Here is a 26,322-nt window from a genome sequence, read left to right on the forward strand (position 1 = left end):
ACATTGAAAAACCGAGCTTGGCATTTAAGTAAGTGCCAAGCTCTTTTATTATTCGTAGGAGTCAATAAAAGCTTGCAGTGCTCGCTGATCGACAATTTCTAACCATTGATCTCCTTTTCTGATGAAACCTTTGTCTAATAGGTCTTTAACCGCTCTTCGATACACTCTGCTCGATGTACCAAATCGTTCTGCTTCTTGATTCACTTTATCGAAACCGCCTAACACAGTGTTAGTCTCGCTTTGAACCAATAAATCATAGGCAATATTGTAGGTAATTGAGTGTAAAAGACGGTTAGTGTAAATACCCATAGAGTCTTGATAATCTTCCGCCAATGCAGAGGCAAAGAAGAACATCATCTCCGGATTTTCATGTAGTGCTTCTGCTAGCTTCTGAATGCAAATAACATCAACTTGCATGTGTTCATCAGCCACTACGTTCCACTGACAAGGGGTCTGCGTGAAAAACTCCATCTCACCAAAGATATGGTAATCGCAATTCACCTCGCCCAATTGAAAACGTCGCCCATTAGCTGCAGAAATACTCATAGAGACTCTTCCAGCGGGCACTACATAAAGGTATTGAAGCTGTTCACCTTGGCGTAGGATTTCATCGTTTTGATTGAAGTAACGAGAGTTAACTTGGTGTTGGTAGATGAGATCTCTAAACTCAGAGCTTTTTTGTTCTAAGTAGTTTTTAAAGCGTCCGCTTGAGTATGGTGCAATCTTCATACTTACTCTCTCATTGCATTACTGCTGTTTATATTCAAACGATTGTAACCACTTAAACCACAGGAGAGAACCCAATAAAAAAGCGAAGGTCTCCCATCGCTTTCTTCTTGTATTTATTCAGGCTCTTATTGAGTAATTAATGCTTCCAGTGCCGCTAAAGATGCTAGCCGCTCTCCTTGCATCATTGCCTCTGCCTCATCGACATATTGCCCAACGCCCTCTTTTACATCTTGTTCATACAAGACAACATTGTTCAGGATAGAAGCTACATTAAGCCCTCTCAAGCGTCCAACGGTAAACAGCGCGGATGTTTCCATGTCTGCACCTAAAATGCCTTTGCCATTCCAGTACTGACAAAGCGCCTGTTCGTCATCGGTATAAAAGCTATCGTGTGAGCGCACCGTTCCTAAATAGTAAGGTGTTGATTGCTGCTGCAAGAACTTATCTAGCTCTTTGAGCAAGGAGAAGCTTGCATAGGCGGGATACGACGGCTTAACGTAAGCGGTAGATCCCCCCTCATCGCGAACCGCGCCCTCTGCAATAATTAACTCACCAAGCCCGATATGTGACTGCATCGCACCTGCAGACCCTACTCTGACGATATGAGTCACACCACAAAGCTTAAGCTCTTCTACCGCAATGATCATTGAAGGTGCGCCAATGCCCGTGCTGCAAACTGATATCGCTTTCCTTTGATATTGACCGGTGAAGATTCGATATTCACGGTTCTCAGAAACCATCTCGGCATCTTCAAGCAATCTCGCGATTCGATTCGCTCTATCAGGCTCACCACAAACAATAACTAACGGAGCAATTTGCGTTTCATCAACGCCAATATGAGGTTGCTTTGCCATCTTCACTCCTAAGAAGCCGTTGCTTGAGTGAGTGATTTATCACTATTTCGCTTTGCAGTTCGTGCCCACTCACGAGTACCGTTTGCCGCAATAAACATTAAGATTGTGTATTGTACCGACATTGCGTAAACGCCCTGTGTTGCATAAATACCAACACTAATAATGTTAATCACAATCCACAGTATCCAGTTTTCAACATACTTACGTGTCATAAGAACTTGAGCAACAATAGATAGAATGGTCATCGTTGCATCCCAGAATGGGAACGCATCCGGTTCAAGCACTGGCTCCGCTAAATCCGCACCAAATAGATTCAGGCTATCTACCGCGATGTTTGCTAGCGCAAAGAAGAATGGGTCGATGTACATAGTTAGCAAAGCAATAGAAATCGCACACGCTGCGGCCGTTGCTACTAATTTATTTTGGCTCAACCAACGAACTTCTAGCGTTTCACCTTGCTCATTAGGACGTGTCCATGCGTACCAACCGTAAATGTTGGCGCAAAAGAAAAAGAGTTGTAGAAGTAACAGTCCGTATAACTGAATTTGGAAAAAGATAACCGCGAATAAGATGACATTCAGCAATCCGAACAGGTAGTTAATGGTTTTTTCTTGGCTTGCAAACCAAATACACAACAAACCAAACACGGTGCCGAATGCTTCAATCCAGCTCATTGCGTAGCCATCCCCTATTGGGATATTGACTAAAGTATTGTTGATATCAAGTAGAGCGAATAGGTCCATAGATGTGTCCTTTATTATTTGATTTTTGTAGCACCTATATTATTGCGCCGATAGAAACAAAGAGGAGGACATTTGTCCCCCCTAGATTGCATGCGATCATAAATCAGAATATTAAATCCGGAAAATCAATTTCACGGGAAGATGTCATAGCCCTCCCACAGTCTCGAACTCGAAACTCCAGCACCAGAACAGCCCCCTTCCAAAAACGGAATTTTAACTTACTGGCTAAACGCCGATATCGCGTTGACGGTTACGTTTGAGAAGCGCATGATTTTATTTCGAGCAGAATCGTTGTCTGGCGTGTTAACCGTGTAATCGCCCCAAAACTCGTTCTGTGCAACGTACTCAATTGTATGGCAGGTCACATGAATAAAGTAATTATGTTAGTAATGGGGCTGCTTTTTACCAGTCGATTGTTTGCCAGTATTGTTCCTCATGTTGGTCAACTTGAGCATGATGCGCCTATTCTCCTTCGCTCGGCATTGATTGTAGGGGTTGCGGCTTACGCAGTTTGGAGTGCATTTAAATACTTCAAAAAGATCAAGGCCTCAGATTCAGATCAACTGTAACGGCGAAAGTCCAAAAGCTTTTGAATAAGCCTCTAATTTCGATTACTGATCTGCGAAATAATCGACCAAGATTTTACGCCACTTTCGTGACTCACGAATCTTCAACAGGGCGCGGTTAATCTCTTCTTCGTACACGTTATTTTCAGTGATTATGAAACCGTAGTTGGACTTTTATAACTGATAAAACAACACCGCTATACCAAGCTTAAGTTTGATAGCTAGAAACTGACATAAACTGACTTTGTGCCGACGAACATAACTTTCCGCACTGAGTAATTTGGCTTTCTAGGAAGTAGATATTACGTCTACTTTTCACCCATTGGGCACGAACTTCCAGTTCTTGACCAATCAAAATCGGATGATGAAAACGAGAGGTTAAACTCACCGTCATCGCCTTGATATCATTCTGAAATAGACAATGCAACATCGCGCTGTCATGCAGTGTAGTGACAATGCCACCTTGCATGATGCCATCGTAGCCCTCAGCTTTATCTGTTGGTACAATCTTGGCTCTGGTTTTATATTTAGCTACTGCCTCATGCTTAGTTAAAGTGTCATGCTCGCCAATAGCTTCAAAACAAATGGCGCTGTCGTTGAAAAAACCTTGGCTGCACACTTGGCAACGCCGATGATTGTGTGGAAAGAAAACCTTCATACTTACCTTTACCCATAGATTGCTAGAGATTGATATGGCTCGACCAAAAAAAAATCGCCAGTTGTGTACCCGTACGGCTTACTCTTGTTTTAAGCCCAATGGTGTTCCTATGGACGAGCTTCATAAAGAAGAATTGCTATTGGAAGAGCTCGAAGCCTTGCGCTTGGCTGATCAAGAAGGCCTGAGCCAGCTTGAAGCCGCTGAACAAATGCAGGTGTCTCGCCAAACGTTCGGCAACATTATCAAGCGTGCACGAGCTAAAGTCGCCAAGTGCATCGTCAATGGTCACGCGTTGGTGATTCAAAGTAGTTAATTAACGTGTTAGCCAGAAGTTATTTAACTCAGTGAGCGAGAACTCTGATGCTTACTTCGATACTTAGCTTGATGGCTCAGTAATCTGATACAGCTTTTTGCTTTGCCCTTCACACACATCCTTGCAATTGCATTCACGCTCAATATCTAACTGCGCCAATCCTCCACAGCTGCCTTTGATTGGCTTGCGCGAAAAAATCACGCCTATCGCCATCAATGTAACGACTCCGACAAACCCCAATAGCGTCAACAAAAAGGTCATTGTCGGAACCCTCGAATAGCACCTAGCTGATTAGGCTGTACCATTAGAATCGAAGCTTGTTTTTTGTGCCCGTTTTGGCCGCACGTTTTATTGCCACACCCACTATTTCTCGGCTCGCGACCATAATCGAGATCGGTCACTTCCCGTAGATTGTCGAAATCCAAAGCCCCGATTTCTGCCTTACCTGTCGATGCCAAGACTCGAATATCGTTATTGAACAAGTGCGCCAGCATCTTCTTACCAATATAACGAACCACCACAGATTTCACATCGTAAGAACGGAGAACCGAAATCCATTGCTTCTTTTTATTGCAAGAGGTGTCGGAGTCAATCAAAGGAACAATCTGTTTTATCTGTCGTTGTTCATCGACAATCGCGATCTGTGGGGAACGAGCAAAGTGGTTGCCAACATGAAGGTCGCGACAAGGTACTGCGTATAACATAGTAACTTCCTGTTATTGATGATCAGGAGTTCAGCATACGCCCCATTACTGGCATATGCCAATAACTATCATGTGAAAAATAAGATTTACTGAATCGATAACTAAGATCACAAGCACCCAAACTTACCGTCATCTTCAGCCTATCTCAGTTACCTTTCAAATAACCATATATACTAGGGGGTAGTATTTTTACTGGGGGTATTTTTTGCGTTGTTAATGCCTGTTATCAAGAGCCAAGCTCAAACCCATTACAAAAAGGCCTCGCACAACCGAGAGCTTAATCGACTATTCAACGTCACACACTAGTCTGAATAATGTCGAATTAGGGATCAATCAAAGATGTTTATAGGAAAAATAGGTTGGATTGAAAATCAAGAATTGCAGTCGGCTTCAATGTAAACAAGCTTATAATTTGAAGTGAACAACGCATCGAGTTGTTATAATATAACATCACACTAAATTACCATCATTTCTCATGAAACAGCCATTTATTCTAATCGATGTCATCAATCGCCTCTCCACACGCTATGTAAGCCGTTTCTCGACATGCTTTCGCTCTCTCAAGGGCTTGACTGTTGGCCTAGCATTATTGTGTTTTGCGCCAAATCTATATGCCCACCCTCACTCTTGGATAGAGATGAAAACTCATATTGAGGGAGAGAATGGCATGATCACCGGTCTCTCTATGGAGTGGTCTTTTGATGCAATGACCTCGATGTACATGTTGGATGGAGAAGACGTCTCTGCCGATACAGAAACTGAAACATTCAAAAAGCTCGCTGCGTCTGTAATCGAAAACATGATGTACGAGCACTACTTCACGTACTTTTATGATGGTGAAGAGCCCATCAAATATCAGGTGGTTGAGAACGCAAAGTTTGAGCGTGATAAAGCCAAGATGGTTCTAACATTTGACCTACCACTTTCTAAACCTAAGCCTGTGACACGAAACTCGCTTCGCGTATTGATTTTTGACCCTAGTTACTTTGTCGACATGTCGTGGCTATCCAACAGCGACGTGACATTGTCACCTGAACTAGCAAGACAATGCCATTTAGAATTAATCGAGCCTAACCCGACGCCAGAGCAAATGAGTTATGCAATGTCTTTACCTGTCGATGCAGATCCAGATAACACGCTAGGCCAACTGTTTACACAATCGGTTGAGCTTCATTGTGCGGCGGTTCCCGCTTCTTAGTCGCAGTGGTTCGTTTCAGCCTTTAAGTCAGCGTCTAGCTGATTAAGCATGGCAACTAATTAACAGAAAGATTTCAGATATAGGTTCTTGTTAAATGAAGAAAAATCAATCCAAAATCAATCACTACCTCATTGGTGCTGGCGCGTTCGTGCTTATTGCTATTGGTGCGTATCAACTGTGGTCCATGTGGCCATCGTTAGTTATCTCTAGCATTCAATGGCAAAGAGAAGTCAATTCAGAACTTGCAGACCTGCTCTATGAAGCTAAATCCAACCCTTGGGGCGCAGGCAGTTACCTTATCGGGTTCAGCTTTATCTATGGCATGCTTCATTCTTTGGGGCCTGGGCACGGCAAAGTTATCGTGTCGACTTACTTAGCGACTCACCCAACCAAAGCCAAGGCGAGTTTAGTGCTTACGGTCGTCTCCGCTTTTTTACAAGCATTGGTCGCAATCTTACTAGTAAGCGTGTTGCTGTGGGGCTTTAGTGCTTCCATGCGAGTAGTGAATGACAAAGCGAATATGTTTGTTTCATTAAGCTTTGCCTTAGTCGCGGTCGTCGGCGCGCTTATATGTTGGAAGGCTTTGAAAAACATCTACACCGCTATGCGTAAGCCTAAGCTGAAAGTGAAAGCCATCACTACACTCGCAACAGACACAGCTGCGACAATTTCAGCGCGTTCGCCAATGGCACTTCGTTCATCAATATCAGCCCCTTCTCCGATAATCGACGCTACTAGCACAATGCAAGCCGCAGCTAACACTCATGCAGATCATTCTCATGCCGACTGTGGGTGCGGCCACCAGCATGTAGCCGATGCAGACGCAATCAACAAAGCCTCAACGCTCCGAGAATATGCTGGAATTATAGTGACGATTGGCGTAAGACCGTGCACCGGAGCCATCATGGTACTGCTTTTCGCAAACATGGTTGGCCTATATTGGATGGGCGTATTGAGCGCCTTTGCGATGGCCGTAGGGACAGCATTAACAACCTCATTAATCGCAATGATGACGCTAACAGGCAAACACTTAGTGAAGCGCTACTTGGCAGCAGGCAACAAGAACAGCAATGCCTCATTGAAAGCCACAGGTCACTACTTGCAACTCTTTGGCGGCATTTTGCTTGTGTTGATTGGCTTGTTATTGATGAACGGTCAAGACAGCGGCATGTCCCCTGTATTCACTATGTAGCGAACGATGTAATAACAAACCTCAGTTTATTGCGACCTTTACCATTTTTACTAAAAAACACTAGCCCTTATCTCTCAAATCTGAATTAACAGCCACATAATTTCTACTAACCTAACTTTGCACAGCCAGTTAGGTTAGTAGTCAGCCATTCAGAACAGCGCGCTCTATGTAGTTCTGTAACAAACCTACATCCAACTTTGATTTTCCTATTCTTAGCTACTCTTTCATAAACTAACTTAGATTGTTCTAACAATATTAGAGCACTATCCCCCCCTCCTTTTGAAAATAAGGACATAACTTCCGCAATCCAGAAACTGCGATCGCACTCTTCCTATTTTGAAAAAAAATAGAGCAGCAGTTTTATCAATTGAGTAACAAGCCGAAATTATACCCAATAAATTTCACATCAAACTCCAAGCCTTTACCTTACAACTACAGATAGAGCTTTCTTCAACCAAATTCTTGGATAACCTATACTCAAAGGTAAACAAATGAAACTATACATTCCGAGCGCCACGCTCAGTGTTTTGTTACTTTCTCCGAGTTTCGCGAGTGCCGAAGATATACCTGATTCACACGAATTGCGTAATTTCTCGATGCGTTCACAAAGCTCTGGGATAGCCCCACCGCAAGAAGTACTAGGCGTTTATGTTGTCAATTCTGGTCCTGGTCTGGATACCGGTTGTACCTATGCTTCTGGCGGACCTCTACTTATCTCTTTACCTGTTCCTATGGTTGTCAGCCCCAACGTTTTACAAAGTGACGGGAGAATTGCTCCGAGTAAACTGGGCGATATGCAGCAAAAAGGCGTTATCGGTTCTAACGCAAGGATCAGCATGCCGGTCTTCGACATAGACTCCAATGCCAACGTCAGTAATATTGCTCCAGAAATAGATATCGTATCTTTTAACGGAAAGTCTTTAGGTACGCTGCAAGGCGCTGATAACCGTTGGACGGATACTAACCTTCAAGTCGATATCAGTGATGTCAAGTTCGGCCAAAACAATGAGATTCGCGTCGATATTGATACTGGCAATACGGGAGACAACTGGTGTATGTCTGTCGATTGGGTCTCAATCGAGTTTGATGTTGCCATTCCTGTGATTCTTGCTCATGGCATTGCTGCACAATCAGACACTTGGGATGATGATACGGCTCCAGGCGTGCTTTCTACACTTGATGACTATGGCATTCGTTATACTCGTTTCTCTGCTGACAAAAATGGAACCACAGCGACTAACGCTAATATCTTGAACAACAAAATTCAGGGTTTTCTCGATGAGTTGAAATCCGACAAAGTTCACGTCATTGCACACAGTAAAGGCGGGCTAGATACCCAAAACCTCAAAGCACTTAGCCCTTCCTTTGAGATAACCTCCCTTTCTACTTTCTCCACACCTCACCTTGGTAGCGTCGCAGCAGATTTGTCGGTGATAAAAATGGACCACTACGCCGATATCTACAGTAACGTCAGTACCGATCCAAATAATTACGCTGGCAAGTACATGCAACTCCCAAATATTCCGTTTGCGGGTCCTAAAATGCCTGGTATCCGTGATCTAACAACGGATACAGCATCAAACGCGATCCAAATGCGTACTCGCGGCAATATTGCAAATACATTTTCTATTGGGGCAAATGCCGATCTCAACCAAGACGGTGTTATTGAGAAAGATCCTGATATCGTTGGCCTATTCCCGTGGGGATCGCGTTGGGCAGGCGTTACCGCTTGGCAGGCGCTAAGAAGCTTTAGTTCTGCGGCCTACCTCGATACTCAAACTCAATCGGTCACAATGCCAAGTGTGCATGGACCACAAGCTCATCCAATCACCATAGTCAGTTACCAAGCCATTCAAACAGTACCGCAAGAAAATGATGTTGTTGTGACCTTGGCAAGCGCTAACCCAAGTTATACCAATGCATTGGGTAACGTATTGGCTAACCACTCAACAATGAAAACGGGACAAAACGTTGAACGTTTTCTACAACAAATTATTTCAATGCGCTAAGGAGTGGCCACAATGAAATTCATCAAGCAATTAGTGATGGTGTTCAGTCTTTTCTGTACCTTCATCACACCGGCTATCGCCAGTAATGCAATACCCGTTGGGATGAGTACAAGCACGACACTATCTCAACCAGTGACTAGTAACGATAACGAAGTCACAATGCTATTTACCATCGACAAAGCGGAAGCCCTAAAAGCAGAAATCATCGTGCCGTTGGATGATGCAACCGTATATTTAGTCAAGCCTAACGGGCAAGTCGCAACATCATCCAATGATGTGCAAGCGAACATACTTTCAGGTGACACACAAAGTCCGCCGCTACCGGGCAGCTATTTATTTTTGCCTGAAGTAACTAACCCTGAACCTGGCGAATGGAAGATCGTCGTTGATTTTCCAAACCCAAGTTACAACACAGTAATTATTGCTCAGGTTGCGATCCAATCCCCTATTGCGTTTGGCATGGCGATAGCTGCAAACCAATTTGTGGTCGGTGAACCAGTTCCCGTTTCTGCATTACTGACAAACAAAGGGAATCCAATCACAGGTGCCCAAACCAGCGCAGTGATCATTGATGAAGCTGGAATAAAAACACGCCTGACGCTTAAAGATGAGGGTGTCAATTTCGATGCTATTGCTAAAGATGGTGTCTACAGCAATATTTTCGTTCCACCCGCTGAAGGGGATTATCTAATTGAAGGCATAACGTCTTTTGAAGAATATGGAACAACTATCACTCGCCAGACAAGTAAAAAAATCCACGTACTACCCTCTGACATTGAATTTGTCAGCCTCTCACTCGCTCCACTGTTTTCCTCTGAAGGCTGTGTTATTGCCTTAGAGCAGCGCTTGGAACTTGATGTTAAATCCGCGGGGGATTTTGCCATTCATGGTTACCTCACCGATGGAATTGACGAGCTCAACACAAGCAAACGTCTGCAACTCAAACCTGCGAAGCAAATCGTCACTCTACAGTACTCAACTGAAGATATTTTTGGCGCGTTTGATTCAGCGTCTACTTTGACCTCCAACCCGACGATCATCTACGCAATCACTCAAGATGACATACGAATTTCAGCCCCTCGAATTCAGTTTGAAGAATTTATTGATTTAGCATCTTTTGAGCGTTGCCGCGAACCGATTGAAGTCACGGGGAGTTTAGTCACTACACCGACTATGTCGCAAGATGGAACCTACATTGATTCGCTGAGTTTTGAGTTTCCTATCCATGTTACGCGCAGTGGAACTTACACAGGTTCGGTAAATATCGTTGGTGCAGCCGGAGAGTATTTAGAGCTAGTGAGTTTCCAAGAACCGCTTGAGGCTGCCGAAAACACCATCAAGTTTACCGTTCCTGGTGACACGTTTAAGCAAGCCGATGGTCCTTATGAACTGAACGCACTGCTAATCTACAGTGGCGTTGACTCCTATCGACAAGGAGTTCTCGGTCAAACTCCACCATACCAAGCCTCTGATTTCAGTCCGCCAGTGAATGTGACCCTCCCCTCTAACCTATTCGGTTTGGAAAGAGAAAACTGGCAAGCAACCCCGGCAACACAAGTCACGCAACATCGTGTCGGTGGTTACTTGAGAGCGGGGGCTTCAATCCCATACGACTACGAAACACTAGCGAGTTTTGACTTAAGTGAGGTTCGAGGGAAAATTAAACAGGCAACGCTTATTGTTGATTTCGGAGATTCAACCCTTCAATTTCCATTCAACAATGTGACTGCGCATATCGTTAATCAAACTTGGTCTCCAAACACACTGGATTACGACACGTTCTGTGAGTCTTTTACAATATGTGCAGCATGGAGTAATCCACTTACTACATTCAACAACGTAGAAGCAGGTCAAACGCTTAGGTTTACCAACTCTAAACTATTAGAAGCATTAAATGAGAAGAGAGTGTCTGGGTTGAACAAACTAGATATTGCTCTTACCTCTTCTCCCTATGAAAGAAGTTTCTTCATTAACGTTAAGCAGGTGTCATTATTCATCGAGTACTGATCCTAAAACTGAAATAGAATAAGGCCATGCCCAAGGTATCGCTTTGGGTATGGCCTCTCAGAGTGAACGGTGATGAACTTTGCAAGCTTCATATATTTATTCTGTTAGAGCACCCTCAACAGCAGTGATAAAGCACACTAATCACTATAGACTCCATCAACCAACAAAATGAGATCGAAGTTTTATCCAAAAATGCCAGTAGTCCCAACAACCGGGTGACTCCACAGGTCTATCCATCCCATCACCAATTTTTTAGGTGACTTTAAAGATGCCCCTACACTAGTCTGATAGCTAAAGTTAGAATAGACCCGTTAAGTATCATCGATTTACAAAACAGAGCCAAAATATCTAAATAAAAACAGTGAGAAGCGATACAATAATCAAGTTGCAAAATTGCAGCGTGGGACACCTGCCCACTGACAGCCCATTCACAGAGAACCATAAAGTAGCCTCACATGTCTAAAGAACCCGGTTTCACTACAGAATACAAACTCGACAAGACGTTTTTCGCGGAGTGTTATGATCAAACTAGCCTTCCGACTCAATTTCCCAAAGCCTACTTAAAAGGAATACTGTTTCTTATTTTTGGTGTGGTTCTGCTGGAGTTTGAACTATTACCTAACGGCTATGTTGGCTGGTTCTTTATTGTTTTGAGTGTGATTGAAGCATTCAGTGTGTACTGCAAAAGAACCTGGTGGTTATGGCGACAAAAAATCAGCTCAGGCGCAGGCAGCAAAATTGTCTTTCAAGGTGACGCTAACGGAGTAAGTTACAAAAACCACAAAGCGACCAACACCATCGCGTGGAGTGACATCGACCAACTTGAGCAGACCGATCTTGGTTTTATCCTGCATATCGGTAAACAGCGCCAATATGTGAGTAAATCTTGTTTAAACGATGAAGCTATTGCCTTCATGATTGAACACCACGCCGCATCAAAAGCGAAATAACACCAATAAATGCCTGCTGATTTAGCAGGCATTTTTCTATCACTTTTAATTCTACGTATCGAATTACCGGACAATAACAATGAATACCGTGTACCAAATCAGTGATTGCCACCTTTCCGATGAATCCAGCTATGAGAACCTGCGCAGAGCACTGGAATACGTCAACAAAGACACGGCATGCAAGACCATCTTTCTGACTGGTGATATTTGTTGTAACCCAAAGTCTGGCGACTACGTTCGATTAGAGGCATTCATTAGGCAACACATTAGCGACCAATCCATTTACGTGATTGCGGGTAATCATGATGACTCTCGCTTAATGCGCACAGAGCTAAAAGGCTCGACGATTTATGTCACCGACAAAGCCACCATCGGTGAACGAGAGTTTGTGTTCCTAGACTCAAGCTTCAAGCCGCTAGACAGCCGCCACCCACTTGGTTCAGGGCGTATTGATAACCGCGGCATGGCTCAGCTAAAACAACAATTGAGAAAGGCCAATGATCCTATCGTGGTTGTTCACCACCCTGTCATTCCAGTCGGTGCAGATTGGATGAAAGCGATCCGCCTAGAGAACGATACTGATGTGATGAAAGTGCTTCGAAAATATCGCGTTCGTGACGTGTTCTGCGGTCATGGCCATGATGAAATAACAGCGACACAGCAAGGCATAACTCAATATATGGCCCCGTCGACAGCCTATGGCTTTGACCACTCGATCAATGAATACAATCGCAGCGAGAAGATAGGATTAAGTCGAATCTCGTTCTGTACTGATTCCATCAACTACCAAGCTGTCTATTTTTGAACCCTATCTTACTGTCTTAAACCTCATAGATTAGCTTTCAAATAAACCAAACTATATAGAGCTATGCCAATAGAAGAGGCTTGCGGCGATTCAATTTATCAATCTGTGATTGAAGCCCACAACCCAACTTCCACAACGGGTCAACGTTCAGTAGAAGAAATTACCTGGTTAGCACTGATGACTGTAAAACAAATGCACGATTTAGTTCGGCGCAATCTCGAAAACGAAGAGCTCGAAAACTAAAAGTTTGAAAAAGAATTATCTAGAAAACAGAAAGCTTGAAAGTTTGAAAGTTTGAAAGCTGAATACGTAGGATTATCGCCCCACTCTCACAAGTGACCAGAGCCTTGCAAACGTTATTACCCTAAGGTTTGCTAGCAAGGTCTTTGTGATTGATAATAAAAGCAATATAGGCGCAACTCTGAGCTTTTTGCCTCGTTTAGTTCGACAGTATATTGCTGAAAACCCCAATATTGATGTTGATCTTGTTGAGATGACGGCTTCTGAACAGATCGAAGCTCTGGACAAACGAGAGATCGATATTAGCTTCTCTCGCCCACTGCCGAACCTGCTTGTTGATGATTACACCTCGGTGACGATTTATACAGATAAGCTTGTTGCTGTTTTGCCCGTCACCCACGAGTTGGCTAAATACTCCACCATTCAAATGAAACAACTGCAGCAAGACCCTTTCATCTTATTTGAACGTGAACAAGCGGTAGGATTATTTGACTCCATCATTACTCAATGTGACCTATCTGGATTCTCTCCAAATATAAAAAAACAACCCAACAACATGCAAACCGTGTTAACCCAAGTCTCTTCTGGCTTAGGTGTATCTATCGCACCGCATGCAATTCGTGATTTACGCAGTGAGGGATGTGTATTTGTTAATCTTGAATCTGTGGACGTACAAATGCCATTAGTGATGACACACCATTCGCATACTCTATCCCCTACAGCCAGTGTCTTTGTTGCTGTCGTACAGAGTGAAATTGAGGCGATTCAACAAAACATGGCTTAGAAAGTTATCTATACCATATTCGTATAGAATTTAAATCAAATGGTTATTTTTGTTATTCAATCGCTAACCTTAGACTTAGCTCATCGAAATCATTCATTAAAACGATGAACCAAAGTTAAGGTGTCACCATGTCAAAATTGACTACAGAAGTGTTGAGCACAGGACGTTTATTACTGATGTCGAGCGCAGTCTCGGCAACTGCTGCAAACCTTTATTATAACCAACCCATCTTACCTAAGATCGGCGCAGAGCTAGGGTTAACAAGCGAACAGCTAGGCGCAGTGCCAGCTGCCGGTCAGATTGGTTATGCCGTGGCATTGCTATTCTTATCGCCCTTAGGAGACACGTTACCCCGCAGACGCCTAATAGCGATCTTGTCTGTCATGTTGGTGTTGTCATCTTTTGTCGCGTTTACTGCATCTAGCTTAGTGGCTCTGGTTGTTGCGTGTTTTGCGATTGGTTTGAGTGCCAACATCACTCAGCAGCTGATTCCATTTGCAGCGTCACTAAGTACTCCAGAAACGAAAGGAAAAGTCATTGGCACATTAATGACAGGCCTAACTGTGGGCATCTTGCTTTCGCGTACACTCAGTGGGTTCATCGGTGAGCAGTTTGGGTGGCGCGCGGTATTTATGATGTCAGCAATTATTGCGATGGTCTTTGGTGTGTTGCTGTATGCCTTTTTACCGACGAACACGCCGACAACGAAAATACCTTACCTTAAACTGGTTGCGAGCATGGCCACGTTAATCAAGCAGCATGCGACACTGCGTACTTCCGCTTTAACTGGCGCGCTTTGGTTTGCTTCGTTCAATGCGCTGTGGGCGACGTTAGCTCTGCATGTCAGTGAATCTCCGTTTAACTACAATGCACAACAGGCAGGAATGTTTGGTGTTATTGCTCTTGCTGGAGTCATTGGAGCAAAAGTTTCAGGGTCACTGGTGAGCAAGTTTGGCTCTCGAAACATGATCAGTATGGCGTTAGTTATTATTACTGCTGGTTTTATTATATCGGGGCTTTTCGCTGACACATTGGCTGGATTGATCGTCGGTATCATTCTCATCGACCTTGGGGTATTTAGCGCTCAAGTATCGAACCAAGTACGCGTATTCTCAATTGACCCACAAGCTCAAAGTCGTATCAACGGAATCTATATGCTTGGCTACTATCTCGGTGGTGCGTTTGGTTCATTTGTGGGAATTCAGGTATTTGAACGTGCGGGTTGGATTGGTGTTGTGGGCTTTAGTATTGCAGTCGTGATATTGAGTTTTATCGTTAACCGTTCAAATAAGCAATAAGTCACCTCGTCTTAATTCTTGAACTTACCAATATGCACAACGGATATTCACTCTGTAATTGATAGCAAATTACCACCCAGTGATTTGCTATCGTTCTAGATCTAATAAGGCAGTAGTAACTCTACTCTCTCAAGTTTTGAATATCATGATTCTCAAACAAGCTTTCCCGCCTAGAGCGCTGTTATGCCTTTGCGAGATGATCTTGGTCTATTCTTATCATTTAGACGACTGAGTTCCGAGGCTTTGAGTATGAATAAACTGTTTTTTAATCTTATTGGTTTTTCTTTTGTCCGGATGCGGAACAAGTGATAGTGCTTTGATTGAGAGTGGTCACAACACCTCTTACATACAAGGTTTTCATGACGGTAGGCATAGCGGCATGCAAGAAAGCGGCAATAGCTTCGAAAACTACATAAAAGATGGAAAGCGTTTTGAATCAGACAGTGACTACAAGCAAGGCTGGATCGCGGGTGAGTCTGAGGGGAAAAAGCTACAAGCAGAAGCAACAGCGATCGGTAAAGGTGCCGCTGCTGGTTATCCTCAAAAATCGACAACGACGGATTTAGATGAAGTAGCAAAAGACACCTTAAAAGGCGTCGATACATCGGGCTTAGAGAATTTAAAATAAAGGTATAACAAAGCTAAGGTTAGGCTCCTGAATAACTCGCACCTTGCCCTACGCTTACAAATGCACCTGAGCAAAAATCGATCTGCATCAGCATATAGTTTAATAATGATTAACTACTAAACATTCATAATACAAATTGCGCAATACTGAATTGAGAGAGTTCATTTTTACGCTGTTGGTGATTTCATGGATGTACACACCTTAGCTATATATACCTCTTTGTTAGCAGCTACGGTTGCGAGTGCTATGTTGTTAACGCATAAATATATACTCGCAGGCACCACGTTAGGGGTAAATTATATTGCTTATGCTGCTTTGCTGTTAGGAGCCAGTGTTACCCCGCTTTCGTTCGGCGTTACTCAATCTTCAGAATCCATTGTTTTTCTTTCCAATGGTGCATACGCAACGGCTTTTGGTTTGTTACTCGTCGGTATAACCGTGTTACGCGGAGCAAGTCGATCTTTTCTCGTAATATCAATCATCATTAGCTCCCTTGGCATTAGCTTCTTCCTTTATAGCGCCCTAATTGCGCCTTCTGTAACTTCTAGGATCGAGGCTCGAAGTATTCTCGTTGTGACGATATGTATCTTAGCCCTCTGTGCAAACTATTCAGGGGAAAAGCACGATAACAGAGAAGCAAAGTGTCTGTTGAATCTGACCCTGTTTATCAACATTCTCTATATGGCAATTAGGGGCGTACTTGCTCATACCAAAGGAACGAATTCGAACTATTACCTGATATCAGATATTCGTAAATTGTCTTTCGTTATCATGACAATCACAATTGTTAACCTCGCATTTTCAGTGTTTTGGATCTTAACTGATCGTTTGTTGAAGCAGACCTATCGTTCATCGATCACTGATGAACAAACCGGCCTTTATAACCGTAGAGGCCTAGCAGAACTGATACCCAAGCTTGTTCAACCAGGCCGAGAGAGTGACATTTCTGTACTGATTGCCGACCTAGATCACTTCAAAAAAATTAATGATACCTATGGTCATGACAAGGGAGATGATGTGATTAAGCACTTTGGTCAAATTCTTGAAGATACATGCCGCACAAGCGATTTCTGTTTTCGCTATGGTGGAGAAGAGTTTGTTGTCATGTTACCTAGAGCGAATAAAGTTCAAGCAATGCAGATAGCTGAAAGAATAAGAAACCACGCAAAACACAACTCCAATCAAGAGCTCTCTTCTGGCACGTATACTGTCAGCATTGGAGTGACTCAAGCCCTCATAAACGATGACTGGAATTCATTAATTAAAAGAGCGGATAACGCCCTCTACGACGCAAAATCTCAAGGGCGCGATTGCATTGTTGAGCGTTAAGGCGAGTTGTAAAACAGTGTAAATACTCTTCCATCACAAAACATGTTGGCTAAGATTCAAGAGGTTAAACACACACAACCAGTAAGGTTAGCAAGGATGCGCTTTTTCGGTTTGTTTTAGCGATAGCATTATTGGCGTAACTCCCTTAAAGCAACTCTAGAATTTTCCGCCATTTACCCATTCTGCTTTTGGTGGCACGGGCTCTTGGTTTACCCATATCTCTTTAATTTGACCTCCCTCAACTCGGAATAGATCAAAACGCGCAACCTCGAGACCATTATCAATAACTCGGTTGTAAGCTGCTACGAAGTTACCTTGACCGACAATCTTGAACACTTGGTCATAGCCACCAATATAGCTATCTAAAGGGCTCACATCTGAGGCTTGATAAACGGCTAGCTCTTCGTGCTGGAGATACTTTGATAGCTTGTCTTTCTGCCCTAGTACCATGACATCACATAAAAAATCACGGATAAGGTTCTTATTCTCCTCTGTTTTATCTAAGTCAGTATGATTGATTGGCCCTTGCAGTCGACCTTCCCCTTCCGTCGGTTGAGCTTCGAAGGCAGAAATCACATCCCAATGTTCAATAATTTTATCGTCATTATCGGTATCGAATAGATCCGTAGTCACCCACTTATATTCGCCATTATTAATATCTTGGAATGCTTGAACAAACACGAATTGGCCATCGACGATTGAACGTATGATCTTTATGTCTCTAACAGGGCAGCGTTTTAAGAACGGTTCGAAGAACTCAACAAAACCATCAATACCGTTGCGAACCCCAGTGCTATGTTGAGTATAACGTTGACCGGTGTACTTCGTTACCGCCTCTAATGCATGACCATCTCGGATACCTTCCATATACAGATTAGTCGCATTCGCTAGCTTATTGCTCATAGATAGTTTCTCCAAACTTAATAGTGCCAAAGTACGTTATTTGGCTCGTACACTGAAACTCAGAACTAGATTGTCTCAGGTGTCCTTTTAACTGTCGGATTGTTGAGTAGGCTCTTCGCGTCGCTATTCAAAACCAAGTTAAGCTCGATATACGTCTACAGCATATCGAGCCTTTACAACCTAATTGGTCACTGTGGTTACTGTTTGGCGTGATAAGCCTTAGATACTGCGTAGCTATCCTCAAACCAGTTCCAACTCTTCACTTTGCCATCTTCAACCTGAACTCGAACCGCCCAGCTGAATTTACCCGTGTCTACACCAGATTCATTCGCAATGGCACTCATGCTGCCCATGAATACTGCTTGGTCGCCGTTTACAAAACTATAGTCTGTTGACCAGCTTGTGACTTTCAAACCTGCGCCAAATAGAGGAAAGAAAGTGTTGAGCACTTTTTCTTTTGACTCCCAGTTACCGATCCAAGGGATGTCGGCGTCACCTTCGTTGTGCCAGACAAAATCATCGGCCATTAATGACTCGAGTTTTGCCATATCACCTGAGCCTGCCGCCCATAAGAATGCTTGAGCCGTTTCTAGTGTCTTTGCTGAATCGACTGCTTTTGTTTCATCTGCAAGGGCTGGAGTGAATTGAAAGAAAGCCAGAAGACTCGCTAGACCGATAAGTAGATTTTTCTTTAACATTTTCTTTCTCCTGATTGTCAATTTTGAAGCTCAATGCGTGGGAGATTAAAAGTGCCATCAGTGCATGCTTTGAACTTCAGTTCTGTTTGTTGCCTTGTTGAGATAACTATAGCTGTGCTAAATTTTTGGTAAACTCACTAATTGAACACGTTGGATATGCGCAAATGCACAACATAAGATGGGATGACCTGCAATATGTTCTAACAGTGGCGAATGAAGGATCCCTGTCGGCCGCGGCAAGAGCACTTGGTGTAAACCACAGCACCGTTTTACGTCGTATTGACACCTTTGAGTATCGTCACAAATTACGAATTTTCCATAAACTTCCTACCGGATACAAACTAACGGTTGAAGGGCAAAAGCTTCTGGAGTCAGCTCTCGCTATCGAATCCACAGTAAGAGAATTGGAGCACAAGGTTTTTGGACAGGAATTGAAGCTAGAAGGTACGCTAAGAATAACGACGACCGATGCGTTATCTCGCCTCATTCTGGGTACTCATTTGGCTGCTTTTCATCGGCTTTATCCAAAAATTCAGTTAGAACTCAGCCTCACATCTCGTCAATTGGATATTTCACACCTAGATGCAGATATCGCGATTCGCCCGGCAAATGAGTTGCCAGCCCATTTAGTTGGGACCAAGTTAAGTAAAATTGCCTTTCGTGTTTACGGATCGCCAGAATATATAAATGGCCTTAAGAGTAAGCACCCCTTAAAGTCTGCATCTTGGTTAATGATGCATAGAGGCAGTGCTTCGCTACAGGTTTCTGAACTGATTTCGGAAGACAAAATTGTCATGAAAGCCGACTCTTTTGAGCCCCTGATCATCGCGGCTGAAAATCAGATGGGGTTAGCCTACTTACCCTGCTTTTTAGGTAACAGTAAGGGAACTCTGCAAAGAGTAGATATGGAAGTGATGCACCAAAATACAGACCTATGGATGATGACTCATAAAGATTTAGAAGATTCAGCCAAAGTAAAAGCATTTTTTAATTTTATGAAAGGCGCAATCAAATCAGACCATAATCGGTTGGCCGGATTTGATTATTAGAGAACGAGTGCCGGCTCTTCACCATTAGGCTTACGAACACCAATCAGTAACAAAGGCAGCGGATAGTATGGGGTTACTCAATCAACAGTTAGCCATGGGCTTAACCAACTGCGCAAAATAGTAAAAGATGAATTGTTTGTCACTTCAGGAAGAGGCATCGCGCCTACGCCAAAGGCGGGAGAACTTATTGAAAAAGCCAGAGAAATCGTAATAGCGATGCAAGCCTTCGCAAGCTCACAACAATACAACCCACTAATAGATGATAAAGTTTTTTCCATCGCGGCTAACGACTATGAAATAGAAACCGTTATAAAACCTATGTTTCATGATTTCCAGAAAGCAGCGCCGATGAGTTCGCTGCACATAGCTCCAGCCAGAACTCAACTTCAGTGGGCTTCATTATTTCGGTCTGGCGATGTAGATTTTGTTTTGTCACCTGAACTAATGAGTAACGAGTCGGATTTAATTCAAACTAAGTTGTTTTCTGACCAAGAGGTCGGTTTTTACAATCCTCAAAAGCAAACACCGCCAACAACGATAGAGCAATATTGCTCCAAACCTCACGCCATCATGTCTTTTGAGCATTCTCACCAAACCGAGATAGACACAATACTTAAAAAACGAGGAGTGAAGAGAAAAATCGTGGCTAGTGCGCCGAGTTTTGGGGCGATAGCGTCTTTAATTAAAGGACCCTAGCCAACGTTAATTGCAGCTTCATTGAGTGGAAAAAGTGCTCAACATCAGTGTTGTCCAAAAAACTACTTTTTCCACTCATATTTGCCTTATGTTATAAGAAATGAATTACCCATATTCTACGAGTTAAAGGCTATTAGGTGATTCATCGATGCATTTTTCTAAGATTTATTCTAGATTGGTTTATGTTATTACTCGAAAACCAAAAGGCCTCGTACATGCGAGGCCTTACGTTTTTCATTTAACGTTTACAGCTAACCTACTTCGCTGACTTCTCTTGTTAGCTTTCCTTACTGACCTAAGTTACTGACTCAACTGACTGAACTTCGGCAAGCTTTTCACAAACCTCTGGTGTACATCCATATAAGTTTGCATATAGATTTCATCGATATTGTCACCACTCGGGAAGCTGGATGAGAAATCTACGTGGTTGCGGTCAATCGACAATTTAGCCGCCTCGACAATATGAGCAATGAACATTCGAGGATCTTCTAAGCCGATAGAGATACGCATTGTGGTCGGTTTGATGCCTGCTTCATTGAGCGCTTCATCACTGAGTTCTGAGTGCGTAGTCAGTGCTGGGCACAGCGCCACGGTGTTGGTTTGCCCTAAGCTCACTTGCATGCCGATAGCGGGCTCAAGCATGTCGAAGAACTGTTTAAACCCATCACGATTGATTGGCGCACGATCGCCGTTACCTTCCATATCGATAGTGAAAAGCGCCGCTGGTAGCCCCAAGTACATGTTGTTCTGGCAGTGTTCATAGTTATCACTATCTGGCAAAGCAGGACACGACACATTGATGTCTGGGTGAGCATCAAAGATCTTCGCGAGAGTCAGTGTATTAATCGTTTTTTGCACCACTCGCATCTCATACGTTTTCATACCATTGAGCACTTCAAACGCTTTATCTGCATCTAGGAATGCACCCTTAATGTAGTACACATTCCAAAACAGCGTTTCGTTCCATAGGATTTTGGCCTCATCACCGTTGGGCTTGGTGAAAGTGACCTCCTCTCCTTTTGGCACAAACATAGTCTCATTGCGACCAATCACAACCCCAGCAGTTGTGGTGCCAGAACCCGCCAGTTCTTTGGTGTAGGAGTGAATCACATAATCTGGTCTTTCCATCACATCGTCACGTTTTAGTACTGGGTGCAACAATGGTGTACCCACTGTTGAGTCAACAATCACATCCCAACCACGAGAGTGACCAGCTTTACTGATGCTAGCAACATCCAACACGTATCCATGCGGGTTACACGGTGACTCTAGGTAAACGTAGATTTTCTTACCTGCAGCGATGCGATCTGCGTATTTATCAGCAACCTCATCAAGGCGCGTCGCAAACTCATCACCGGAGTAACCATCCACCCACTCTACCGCGACATTCAGATTAGAAGGTTTTCCAAACCAATCTTCCAACAGCTGGTAAGAACCACCGTAGATATTGCGTGAAGCCAAAACAATGTCTTCATGCCCGAGCAAGTGGCTCAACAACCCATCAATAGCCGCCATACCCGAGTTAAAGTTCCATGCGAGGTATTCGTTGGCTCTAGAGCCTGCCTCGATATCAACCATATGGTTAGCCAGTGAAATCGATGTAGGGTTAAGCAGTCGAGAATATATATCGTGCAACGGCTCTTTACCGTTAAACGCATCTTCAATCCATTCTGTACACGCAAACAAATAGGTCGCGGTACGTGTAATCACAGGGCTTGCAGAAAATATAGCAGCGACATTATCGAAAATTGGATACGCACCTTTAGACGCAAAATTACCATTATTGGTGGCAATAGACTGGTAAGTGGCGCGCATTGGGTTTTGCAGATTATCGAGGATCTTAGCGATCTGGAATGACAAAAAACGTTTGGCGTTAAACCAAGCGATTCGGTCACTTTTATCGAGCTCTGAAAGTCCATCAACCGTCAATGCCCAAAGATCGTGTGTCTTGGTATTGGCTTGGTACAGTGTCGTCGCCAGTTCAATCAGCGTGATGCCGTAATCGCTATTTGGGTCGATACCAAAATGCTTTGCTTGCTCAACGGCAAGAGCTTCTGCTTGTTCGTGTTTGGTGGTTTTACGCAGCGGGCTAAGTTGAGTTGAAGTATTCATAATTCCTAAGTCATTCCATGCTTGTTGTTCCTTCTTTAATTTTAGTTTTGGGCAGATGTTAAAAATTGCTATTTGCGAAGTAAGACATACACTTTGAGCAATAATATTGCCAAACTAAATTCAATATTGATGGATTATGCCAATGGACGAGATCGACAAGAAAATACTGGCTGAACTGCAAAACAACGCTCGGCTGTCTAATCAAGAGTTGGCCGATCGAGTAGCACTGTCGCCCTCTCCTTGCTTACGCCGAGTTCGAGCATTAGAGAAACAAGGGATAATTCGTGGTTACCACGCCAGTGTCGACCAAGAAGCGTGTGGCCTGCCAGTCAATGTGTTTGTGTTGGTGAAACTTGAAAAGCCGACAGAAGAGAACATGCGAGACTTTGAGCAGCACATTGAAGTGATTGACGAGGTGTTAGAGTGTTTTCTGATGACGGGCAATCACGACTACCTATTGCATGTAGTCAGTGAATCGCTAAAAAGCTACGAGCAGTTCATCCGTAAACAACTAACTCGCCTGCCTAATATTGCTTCTATTGAATCCAGCTTCGCCTTCGGTCAGGTAAAAACTAAGACCAAGTTGCCAGTGAGGTAATTAGAAACGACTTAATTTGTCTGTGCTGAAGGCATTGGATAATCATCTCCAATCATACAGATAAGAGCGCCACCAAAAGCTTTTTCGTAACGTATTTTTCCTGTCGCATCTGAGCTTTCTATACTCGAACTGCCGTCCACAATCTTATTAATTTCTTGTGCGACTTTTGTTGGTACCAACCATATACAAGCTGCAACAGAGCAAGTGGATGATGACGATTCACAACCTGTCTCGGAGCTTCCTCGTGCCCATTGGCTGCCCTTTTCCTTAAGCAGTAATTGCGTTGCTATGTAATCTGGGTGATCGATGTACTGATCACCACCTATCCATGTATCGCCATAAGGTAGATATGGTCCTCGCCATGTTGATAAGCCCGGATTTGCAATTAAGTGATTGATGTTTAAGTAGCCGAAGTTCGTGTCGGTATCGGAAGTAATTGGAGGTAAAGAGCCATTGTCATGAGAATATTGCTCCGCTGCATCCAAGACAGTATTCAGTTGCCCGATCAAAAATGTTGCCTCATCGACACGGGAAATACGATTACCGATCTGGTTGTAGATAAAAAATGCGGCAATGAGCATGAGTAAACTAAACGATGCAAGTTTCCATTTTTCTATCTGACGCAGAAGTTTCAACATCTATTTTATCTCTCATCAAGAAGGTTCTGATAACGCTAAGGTCGTCCCTATGAGAAAGATTATACCAGAGTAAAATCAAGCGTTTTGCATTGAAACTTACTTGTCCATGTCTGCGGAAAATAAGCCTAGCTCTAATGTGCCCAACTTCGATTTAGAGCCTCCCTAAAAACAAACAATCATCACACCCGACTTCACTGACTTAACCCTCAAATCAACCTTGTATTGAATTGCTCCGTAAAACAAACCAAAGCGATGGAAATCGATTCGAAGTGATCGTTTTATCGGACTGTCATCTAATTTTTGTACTTTGATATAACAAATAGCTCAAAAGTTATTGAGCGATCGTTCAATTATATCAAATTTTCCACTATAGTTGATTGGTCAAACAACTCACAACAAGGAAAAGTTATGAATCCAAATACCGAATCTCAATCAACGCCGACTCGATCTATCCCTCAAGAAGCATTTGATTGGTACGACGAATATGCACACGGCCTGATTGATCGCAGAGAGTTTATGGCTCGTCTATCTGGGCTAGCTGTACTTGGCTTAACCATGACGACGCTAACTTCTGCACTGATTCCTAATTATGCGCAGGCAGAGCAAGTCTCTTTCAATGACCCTTCCATCAAAGCAACCTACGAGAAGTTTCCTTCACCTAAAGGACACGGCGAAGGCTATGGTTACTTGGTTGTACCCAAAGAGTTAGAGGGCAATGCGCCTGTTGTATTGGTCATTCATGAAAATAGAGGCCTCAATCCATACATAAAGGATGTGGCAAGACGACTCGCAGCGGCGGGGTTTATTGCGTTTGCACCTGATGCACTCTATTCGCTTGGCGGGTATCCAGGTAATGATGATGAAGGTCGAACGATGCAGAAGTCGCTATCAAAAGAGAAAATCGAAGAAGACTTTATCGCAGCGGCAAACTTCTTGAAGTCCCATGAAAAAAGTAACGGTAAGCTAGGCGCAGTCGGTTTCTGCTTCGGTGGCTATATCGTGAATATGTTGGCCGCTGTCATGCCAGAGCAACTCGATGCAGGCGTTCCATTTTATGGTACTCCTGCCGCACCAGATTTAAGAAAAAATGTAAAAGGCCCCTTGCTCATCCAATTTGCGGGAATCGATAAACGCGTGAATGCGACTTGGCCAGATTATGAAGCCGAACTCAAAGAGAACGAAGCAGACTACACAGCTTACATCTATGACGGCGTGAACCATGGCTTCCATAACGATTCAACTGGCCGCTATGCTGAAGAAGAAGCAGAGTTAGCTTGGAAACGTACACTTGAGTTCTTTAACCAAAAGCTTTCTTAATAGTTAGCTTTACTGAACCCGTTTTCTTTAGATTCCGAGTGACTGCCCTATTCCCTGCAAAACCCAAAAGGCCTCGCACTCGCGAGGCCTTTGTTGGTCGGTAATCAGTTCCTCCCTTTTCCCATTACCAACAATAGGTTTGAGATGTAAACCAAGGGGGTTAGAAGGGGATTGTCGGTCGAGTCTCACGTACAGAAGCCTCGTTGATTCACTGACTTAACCGCTCATCAATGTAACTTCGCTTCAAACAAACCTATTGACCCGATCGCGCAAATAGATAATATAGATAGCTAGACGTCTACATGTCTTTTATTTATTAAATGGAGTTATCATGAACAGCTACAAAAAAATCACAGCATCCCTGTTGGCATTAGCTTTCGTATTCGGTGTAACAGGATGTGGAAAAAAAGACGAGGCTGTCATCAAGATTGGGGCGACAGTTGGCCCACATGCACAAGTTGTACAAGCTGTTGCCAAAGAAGCAGCAAAGCAAGGGATAAACATTGAACTCGTCGAGTTCTCAGACTATATCACCCCTAACGCAGCATTAGATGATGGAAGTATCCAACTGAACAGTTACCAGCATCAGCCATTCCTCGATAACTTTAATGCCAATCACGATAGCCAGTTAGTTTCTATCGGACGTTCAATTTTGATGCGTATGGGCGTTTACTCGAACAAGTACACTTCGCTTGATTCTATTCCCGAAAACGCTCGAATCGCGATTCCAAACGATCCAACGAATGGCGGGCGTGGACTATTACTGCTTGAAGATGCAGGGCTGATCTCATTAAAAGACAACGCTGGTTTCAACGCGTCTTTAAACGATATTGTTAGCAACCCGAAGAACATTCGATTTGTTGAAGTGGATGCCGCGCAGCTACCCCGCTCTCTTGACGATGTAGATGCTGCTGCAATCACCATGAACTATGTAATGTCGGCTGGACTCGACCCTAAGAAACAAGGCATTTACTTAGAGAAAAAAGACGCACCTTTAGCAGTGATGGTTGTTGCGGCGCGAGAAGAAGACAAAAATAATGAAACGTATAAAAAGATTATCTCAATTTACCACTCACAAGAGATCAATGACTTTTTAGACAGCACTTTCAAAGGCACCATCGAAGCCGCAAATTAAGCTAAATCGTTTCAGATTTGGCGTTGCATGATACTCATAAAGCAACGCCAGATTTGAGTTGGCGGGTTGTCGTTGACGCATTCCAGCTTCTTTTCAAATTAGAGAGCAAAGCTTTAGTTACTTGAATGGAGGTTGAAAACCATATCGTCAGAGCAGATTATGTAAGCAT

27 protein-coding genes and 2 pseudogenes are annotated in these 26,322 nt (G+C 43.4%); 18 read left to right on the forward strand and 11 right to left on the reverse strand.

Going from position 1 to position 26,322, the window contains the following annotated elements; all coding sequences use genetic code 11:
- Positions 1 to 48 precede the first annotated feature (48 nt).
- From AB4517_RS05280 to pnuC, 3 genes are all read right to left on the reverse strand, one after another.
- The gene (locus AB4517_RS05280) at positions 49 to 729 is read right to left on the reverse strand and encodes a Crp/Fnr family transcriptional regulator (RefSeq protein WP_372148006.1); all 681 of its coding nucleotides are present in this window, start codon (positions 727 to 729) and stop codon (positions 49 to 51) included.
- 125 nt (positions 730 to 854) lie between these two features.
- Positions 855 to 1,583 carry a nucleoside phosphorylase gene (locus AB4517_RS05285; RefSeq protein ID WP_372148007.1) on the reverse strand — a complete coding sequence of 243 codons (729 nt, stop codon included), beginning with the start codon at positions 1,581 to 1,583 and terminating at the stop codon, positions 855 to 857.
- An 8-nt stretch (positions 1,584 to 1,591) separates the two neighbouring features.
- Positions 1,592 to 2,326: a nicotinamide riboside transporter PnuC gene (gene pnuC, locus AB4517_RS05290; protein WP_372148008.1), complete on the reverse strand. Its 735-nt coding sequence runs from the start codon at positions 2,324 to 2,326 to the stop codon at positions 1,592 to 1,594.
- A 365-nt stretch (positions 2,327 to 2,691) separates the two neighbouring features.
- Here pnuC and AB4517_RS05295 point away from each other — a divergent pair, with 365 nt between their 5' ends.
- Entirely contained in the window at positions 2,692 to 2,895 is a 204-nt protein-coding gene (locus tag AB4517_RS05295; protein WP_017059106.1) for a hypothetical protein, read from the forward strand.
- Between the two features lie 42 nt (positions 2,896 to 2,937).
- Here AB4517_RS05295 and AB4517_RS05300 read toward each other — a convergent pair.
- Together AB4517_RS05300 and AB4517_RS05305 are read right to left on the reverse strand one after the other, a co-directional pair.
- Positions 2,938 to 3,066: pseudogene (locus AB4517_RS05300) on the reverse strand (ABC transporter substrate-binding protein); the annotation flags it as partial.
- A 34-nt stretch (positions 3,067 to 3,100) separates the two neighbouring features.
- Positions 3,101 to 3,550 (reverse strand): PaaI family thioesterase, encoded by a 450-nt coding sequence (locus tag AB4517_RS05305; protein ID WP_017059105.1) that lies wholly within the window; start codon positions 3,548 to 3,550, stop codon positions 3,101 to 3,103.
- Between the two features lie 34 nt (positions 3,551 to 3,584).
- On the opposite strand from AB4517_RS05305, the gene AB4517_RS05310 reads away from it, so the two are divergent.
- Entirely contained in the window at positions 3,585 to 3,863 is a 279-nt protein-coding gene (locus AB4517_RS05310) for a DUF134 domain-containing protein (RefSeq protein WP_372148009.1), read from the forward strand.
- A 63-nt stretch (positions 3,864 to 3,926) separates the two neighbouring features.
- Here the strand turns inward: AB4517_RS05310 and nqrM are convergent, their stop codons facing one another.
- Positions 3,927 to 4,124 carry a (Na+)-NQR maturation NqrM gene (nqrM, locus tag AB4517_RS05315; RefSeq protein ID WP_017059103.1) on the reverse strand — a complete coding sequence of 66 codons (198 nt, stop codon included), beginning with the start codon at positions 4,122 to 4,124 and terminating at the stop codon, positions 3,927 to 3,929.
- Positions 4,121 to 4,567: a NifB/NifX family molybdenum-iron cluster-binding protein gene (locus tag AB4517_RS05320; RefSeq protein WP_372148010.1), complete on the reverse strand. Its 447-nt coding sequence runs from the start codon at positions 4,565 to 4,567 to the stop codon at positions 4,121 to 4,123. Before AB4517_RS05320 ends, nqrM begins: the two co-directional genes overlap by 4 nt.
- A 475-nt stretch (positions 4,568 to 5,042) precedes the next feature.
- Here AB4517_RS05320 and AB4517_RS05325 point away from each other — a divergent pair, with 475 nt between their 5' ends.
- The 11 genes and pseudogenes from AB4517_RS05325 to AB4517_RS05375 all read left to right on the forward strand — a co-directional run bounded on the left by AB4517_RS05325 (position 5,043) and on the right by AB4517_RS05375 (position 17,007).
- On the forward strand, positions 5,043 to 5,765 hold the full coding sequence (locus tag AB4517_RS05325) for a DUF1007 family protein (RefSeq protein ID WP_029235926.1): 723 nt from the start codon (positions 5,043 to 5,045) through the stop codon (positions 5,763 to 5,765).
- Between the two features lie 94 nt (positions 5,766 to 5,859).
- Positions 5,860 to 6,957: a nickel/cobalt transporter gene (locus tag AB4517_RS05330; protein ID WP_372148011.1), complete on the forward strand. Its 1,098-nt coding sequence runs from the start codon at positions 5,860 to 5,862 to the stop codon at positions 6,955 to 6,957.
- A gap of 491 nt (positions 6,958 to 7,448) precedes the next feature.
- On the forward strand, positions 7,449 to 8,966 hold the full coding sequence (locus AB4517_RS05335) for a triacylglycerol lipase (protein WP_017059099.1): 1,518 nt from the start codon (positions 7,449 to 7,451) through the stop codon (positions 8,964 to 8,966).
- Between the two features lie 12 nt (positions 8,967 to 8,978).
- Positions 8,979 to 10,973, forward strand: a complete 1,995-nt coding sequence (locus tag AB4517_RS05340; RefSeq protein ID WP_372148012.1) for a choice-of-anchor X domain-containing protein — start codon at positions 8,979 to 8,981, stop codon at positions 10,971 to 10,973.
- A gap of 455 nt (positions 10,974 to 11,428) precedes the next feature.
- Positions 11,429 to 11,923, forward strand: coding sequence for a YcxB family protein (locus tag AB4517_RS05345; protein WP_017059097.1), 495 nt, complete (start codon positions 11,429 to 11,431; stop codon positions 11,921 to 11,923).
- A 79-nt stretch (positions 11,924 to 12,002) separates the two neighbouring features.
- Entirely contained in the window at positions 12,003 to 12,728 is a 726-nt protein-coding gene (locus tag AB4517_RS05350; protein WP_029235480.1) for a metallophosphoesterase, read from the forward strand.
- 63 nt (positions 12,729 to 12,791) lie between these two features.
- Positions 12,792 to 12,971 carry a hypothetical protein gene (locus AB4517_RS05355; protein ID WP_017059095.1) on the forward strand — a complete coding sequence of 60 codons (180 nt, stop codon included), beginning with the start codon at positions 12,792 to 12,794 and terminating at the stop codon, positions 12,969 to 12,971.
- Between the two features lie 169 nt (positions 12,972 to 13,140).
- Positions 13,141 to 13,752, forward strand: a pseudogene (locus AB4517_RS05360) (LysR family substrate-binding domain-containing protein); the annotation flags it as partial.
- A gap of 128 nt (positions 13,753 to 13,880) precedes the next feature.
- Positions 13,881 to 15,050 (forward strand): MFS transporter, encoded by a 1,170-nt coding sequence (locus AB4517_RS05365; protein WP_102333225.1) that lies wholly within the window; start codon positions 13,881 to 13,883, stop codon positions 15,048 to 15,050.
- A 379-nt stretch (positions 15,051 to 15,429) separates the two neighbouring features.
- Entirely contained in the window at positions 15,430 to 15,678 is a 249-nt protein-coding gene (locus AB4517_RS05370; RefSeq protein ID WP_017059092.1) for a hypothetical protein, read from the forward strand.
- Between the two features lie 186 nt (positions 15,679 to 15,864).
- Positions 15,865 to 17,007: a diguanylate cyclase gene (locus tag AB4517_RS05375; RefSeq protein ID WP_372148013.1), complete on the forward strand. Its 1,143-nt coding sequence runs from the start codon at positions 15,865 to 15,867 to the stop codon at positions 17,005 to 17,007.
- Positions 17,008 to 17,163: 156 nt separating this feature from the next.
- Here AB4517_RS05375 and AB4517_RS05380 read toward each other — a convergent pair whose 3' ends face one another.
- Positions 17,164 to 17,910, reverse strand: coding sequence for a nuclear transport factor 2 family protein (locus tag AB4517_RS05380; RefSeq protein WP_372148014.1), 747 nt, complete (start codon positions 17,908 to 17,910; stop codon positions 17,164 to 17,166).
- Between the two features lie 197 nt (positions 17,911 to 18,107).
- Entirely contained in the window at positions 18,108 to 18,608 is a 501-nt protein-coding gene (locus AB4517_RS05385; RefSeq protein ID WP_017059088.1) for a nuclear transport factor 2 family protein, read from the reverse strand.
- Positions 18,609 to 18,772: 164 nt separating this feature from the next.
- On the opposite strand from AB4517_RS05385, the gene AB4517_RS05390 reads away from it, so the two are divergent.
- Together AB4517_RS05390 and AB4517_RS05395 are read left to right on the forward strand one after the other, a co-directional pair.
- Entirely contained in the window at positions 18,773 to 19,657 is an 885-nt protein-coding gene (locus tag AB4517_RS05390; protein ID WP_372148015.1) for a LysR family transcriptional regulator, read from the forward strand.
- Positions 19,658 to 19,789: 132 nt separating this feature from the next.
- Complete coding sequence (locus tag AB4517_RS05395) at positions 19,790 to 20,353, forward strand: LysR substrate-binding domain-containing protein (RefSeq protein ID WP_372148016.1); 564 nt, start codon at positions 19,790 to 19,792, stop codon at positions 20,351 to 20,353.
- Positions 20,354 to 20,653: 300 nt separating this feature from the next.
- Here the strand turns inward: AB4517_RS05395 and AB4517_RS05400 are convergent, their stop codons facing one another.
- Positions 20,654 to 22,465, reverse strand: coding sequence for a PLP-dependent transferase (locus AB4517_RS05400; protein WP_372148017.1), 1,812 nt, complete (start codon positions 22,463 to 22,465; stop codon positions 20,654 to 20,656).
- Positions 22,466 to 22,607: 142 nt separating this feature from the next.
- Between AB4517_RS05400 and AB4517_RS05405 the strand changes: the two genes are divergently transcribed.
- A complete protein-coding gene (locus tag AB4517_RS05405; protein WP_017059083.1) occupies positions 22,608 to 23,063 on the forward strand; it encodes an Lrp/AsnC family transcriptional regulator in 456 nt (151 codons plus the stop codon).
- 11 nt (positions 23,064 to 23,074) lie between these two features.
- Here AB4517_RS05405 and AB4517_RS05410 read toward each other — a convergent pair whose 3' ends face one another.
- A complete protein-coding gene (locus tag AB4517_RS05410; RefSeq protein ID WP_372148018.1) occupies positions 23,075 to 23,701 on the reverse strand; it encodes a type II secretion system protein in 627 nt (208 codons plus the stop codon).
- Between the two features lie 408 nt (positions 23,702 to 24,109).
- Here AB4517_RS05410 and AB4517_RS05415 point away from each other — a divergent pair, with 408 nt between their 5' ends.
- Together AB4517_RS05415 and AB4517_RS05420 are read left to right on the forward strand one after the other, a co-directional pair.
- Positions 24,110 to 25,018, forward strand: a complete 909-nt coding sequence (locus AB4517_RS05415; protein WP_017059076.1) for a dienelactone hydrolase family protein — start codon at positions 24,110 to 24,112, stop codon at positions 25,016 to 25,018.
- Positions 25,019 to 25,349: 331 nt separating this feature from the next.
- Positions 25,350 to 26,153, forward strand: a complete 804-nt coding sequence (locus tag AB4517_RS05420; protein ID WP_017059075.1) for a MetQ/NlpA family ABC transporter substrate-binding protein — start codon at positions 25,350 to 25,352, stop codon at positions 26,151 to 26,153.
- Positions 26,154 to 26,322: the final 169 nt, after the last annotated feature.

It is taken from the genome of Vibrio sp. 10N.222.52.C3 (genome assembly GCF_041474195.1).
Taxonomy (GTDB): domain Bacteria; phylum Pseudomonadota; class Gammaproteobacteria; order Enterobacterales; family Vibrionaceae; genus Vibrio; species Vibrio crassostreae_C.

Excerpts from the sequence above, each read along its gene's own strand:
- AB4517_RS05280 (WP_372148006.1), bottom strand. The coding sequence starts at position 729 with ATGAAGATTGCACCATACTCAAGCGGACGCTTTAAAAACTACTTAGAA.
- AB4517_RS05285 (WP_372148007.1), bottom strand. The coding sequence starts at position 1,583 with ATGGCAAAGCAACCTCATATTGGCGTTGATGAAACGCAAATTGCTCCG.
- pnuC (WP_372148008.1), bottom strand. The coding sequence starts at position 2,326 with ATGGACCTATTCGCTCTACTTGATATCAACAATACTTTAGTCAATATC.
- AB4517_RS05295 (WP_017059106.1), top strand. The coding sequence starts at position 2,692 with ATGAATAAAGTAATTATGTTAGTAATGGGGCTGCTTTTTACCAGTCGA.
- AB4517_RS05305 (WP_017059105.1), bottom strand. The coding sequence starts at position 3,550 with ATGAAGGTTTTCTTTCCACACAATCATCGGCGTTGCCAAGTGTGCAGC.
- AB4517_RS05310 (WP_372148009.1), top strand. The coding sequence starts at position 3,585 with ATGGCTCGACCAAAAAAAAATCGCCAGTTGTGTACCCGTACGGCTTAC.
- nqrM (WP_017059103.1), bottom strand. The coding sequence starts at position 4,124 with ATGACCTTTTTGTTGACGCTATTGGGGTTTGTCGGAGTCGTTACATTG.
- AB4517_RS05320 (WP_372148010.1), bottom strand. The coding sequence starts at position 4,567 with ATGTTATACGCAGTACCTTGTCGCGACCTTCATGTTGGCAACCACTTT.
- AB4517_RS05325 (WP_029235926.1), top strand. The coding sequence starts at position 5,043 with ATGAAACAGCCATTTATTCTAATCGATGTCATCAATCGCCTCTCCACA.
- AB4517_RS05330 (WP_372148011.1), top strand. The coding sequence starts at position 5,860 with ATGAAGAAAAATCAATCCAAAATCAATCACTACCTCATTGGTGCTGGC.
- AB4517_RS05335 (WP_017059099.1), top strand. The coding sequence starts at position 7,449 with ATGAAACTATACATTCCGAGCGCCACGCTCAGTGTTTTGTTACTTTCT.
- AB4517_RS05340 (WP_372148012.1), top strand. The coding sequence starts at position 8,979 with ATGAAATTCATCAAGCAATTAGTGATGGTGTTCAGTCTTTTCTGTACC.
- AB4517_RS05345 (WP_017059097.1), top strand. The coding sequence starts at position 11,429 with ATGTCTAAAGAACCCGGTTTCACTACAGAATACAAACTCGACAAGACG.
- AB4517_RS05350 (WP_029235480.1), top strand. The coding sequence starts at position 12,003 with ATGAATACCGTGTACCAAATCAGTGATTGCCACCTTTCCGATGAATCC.
- AB4517_RS05355 (WP_017059095.1), top strand. The coding sequence starts at position 12,792 with ATGCCAATAGAAGAGGCTTGCGGCGATTCAATTTATCAATCTGTGATT.
- AB4517_RS05365 (WP_102333225.1), top strand. The coding sequence starts at position 13,881 with ATGTCAAAATTGACTACAGAAGTGTTGAGCACAGGACGTTTATTACTG.
- AB4517_RS05370 (WP_017059092.1), top strand. The coding sequence starts at position 15,430 with ATGCAAGAAAGCGGCAATAGCTTCGAAAACTACATAAAAGATGGAAAG.
- AB4517_RS05375 (WP_372148013.1), top strand. The coding sequence starts at position 15,865 with ATGGATGTACACACCTTAGCTATATATACCTCTTTGTTAGCAGCTACG.
- AB4517_RS05380 (WP_372148014.1), bottom strand. The coding sequence starts at position 17,910 with ATGAGCAATAAGCTAGCGAATGCGACTAATCTGTATATGGAAGGTATC.
- AB4517_RS05385 (WP_017059088.1), bottom strand. The coding sequence starts at position 18,608 with ATGTTAAAGAAAAATCTACTTATCGGTCTAGCGAGTCTTCTGGCTTTC.
- AB4517_RS05390 (WP_372148015.1), top strand. The coding sequence starts at position 18,773 with ATGCACAACATAAGATGGGATGACCTGCAATATGTTCTAACAGTGGCG.
- AB4517_RS05400 (WP_372148017.1), bottom strand. The coding sequence starts at position 22,465 with ATGAATACTTCAACTCAACTTAGCCCGCTGCGTAAAACCACCAAACAC.
- AB4517_RS05405 (WP_017059083.1), top strand. The coding sequence starts at position 22,608 with ATGGACGAGATCGACAAGAAAATACTGGCTGAACTGCAAAACAACGCT.
- AB4517_RS05410 (WP_372148018.1), bottom strand. The coding sequence starts at position 23,701 with ATGTTGAAACTTCTGCGTCAGATAGAAAAATGGAAACTTGCATCGTTT.
- AB4517_RS05415 (WP_017059076.1), top strand. The coding sequence starts at position 24,110 with ATGAATCCAAATACCGAATCTCAATCAACGCCGACTCGATCTATCCCT.
- AB4517_RS05420 (WP_017059075.1), top strand. The coding sequence starts at position 25,350 with ATGAACAGCTACAAAAAAATCACAGCATCCCTGTTGGCATTAGCTTTC.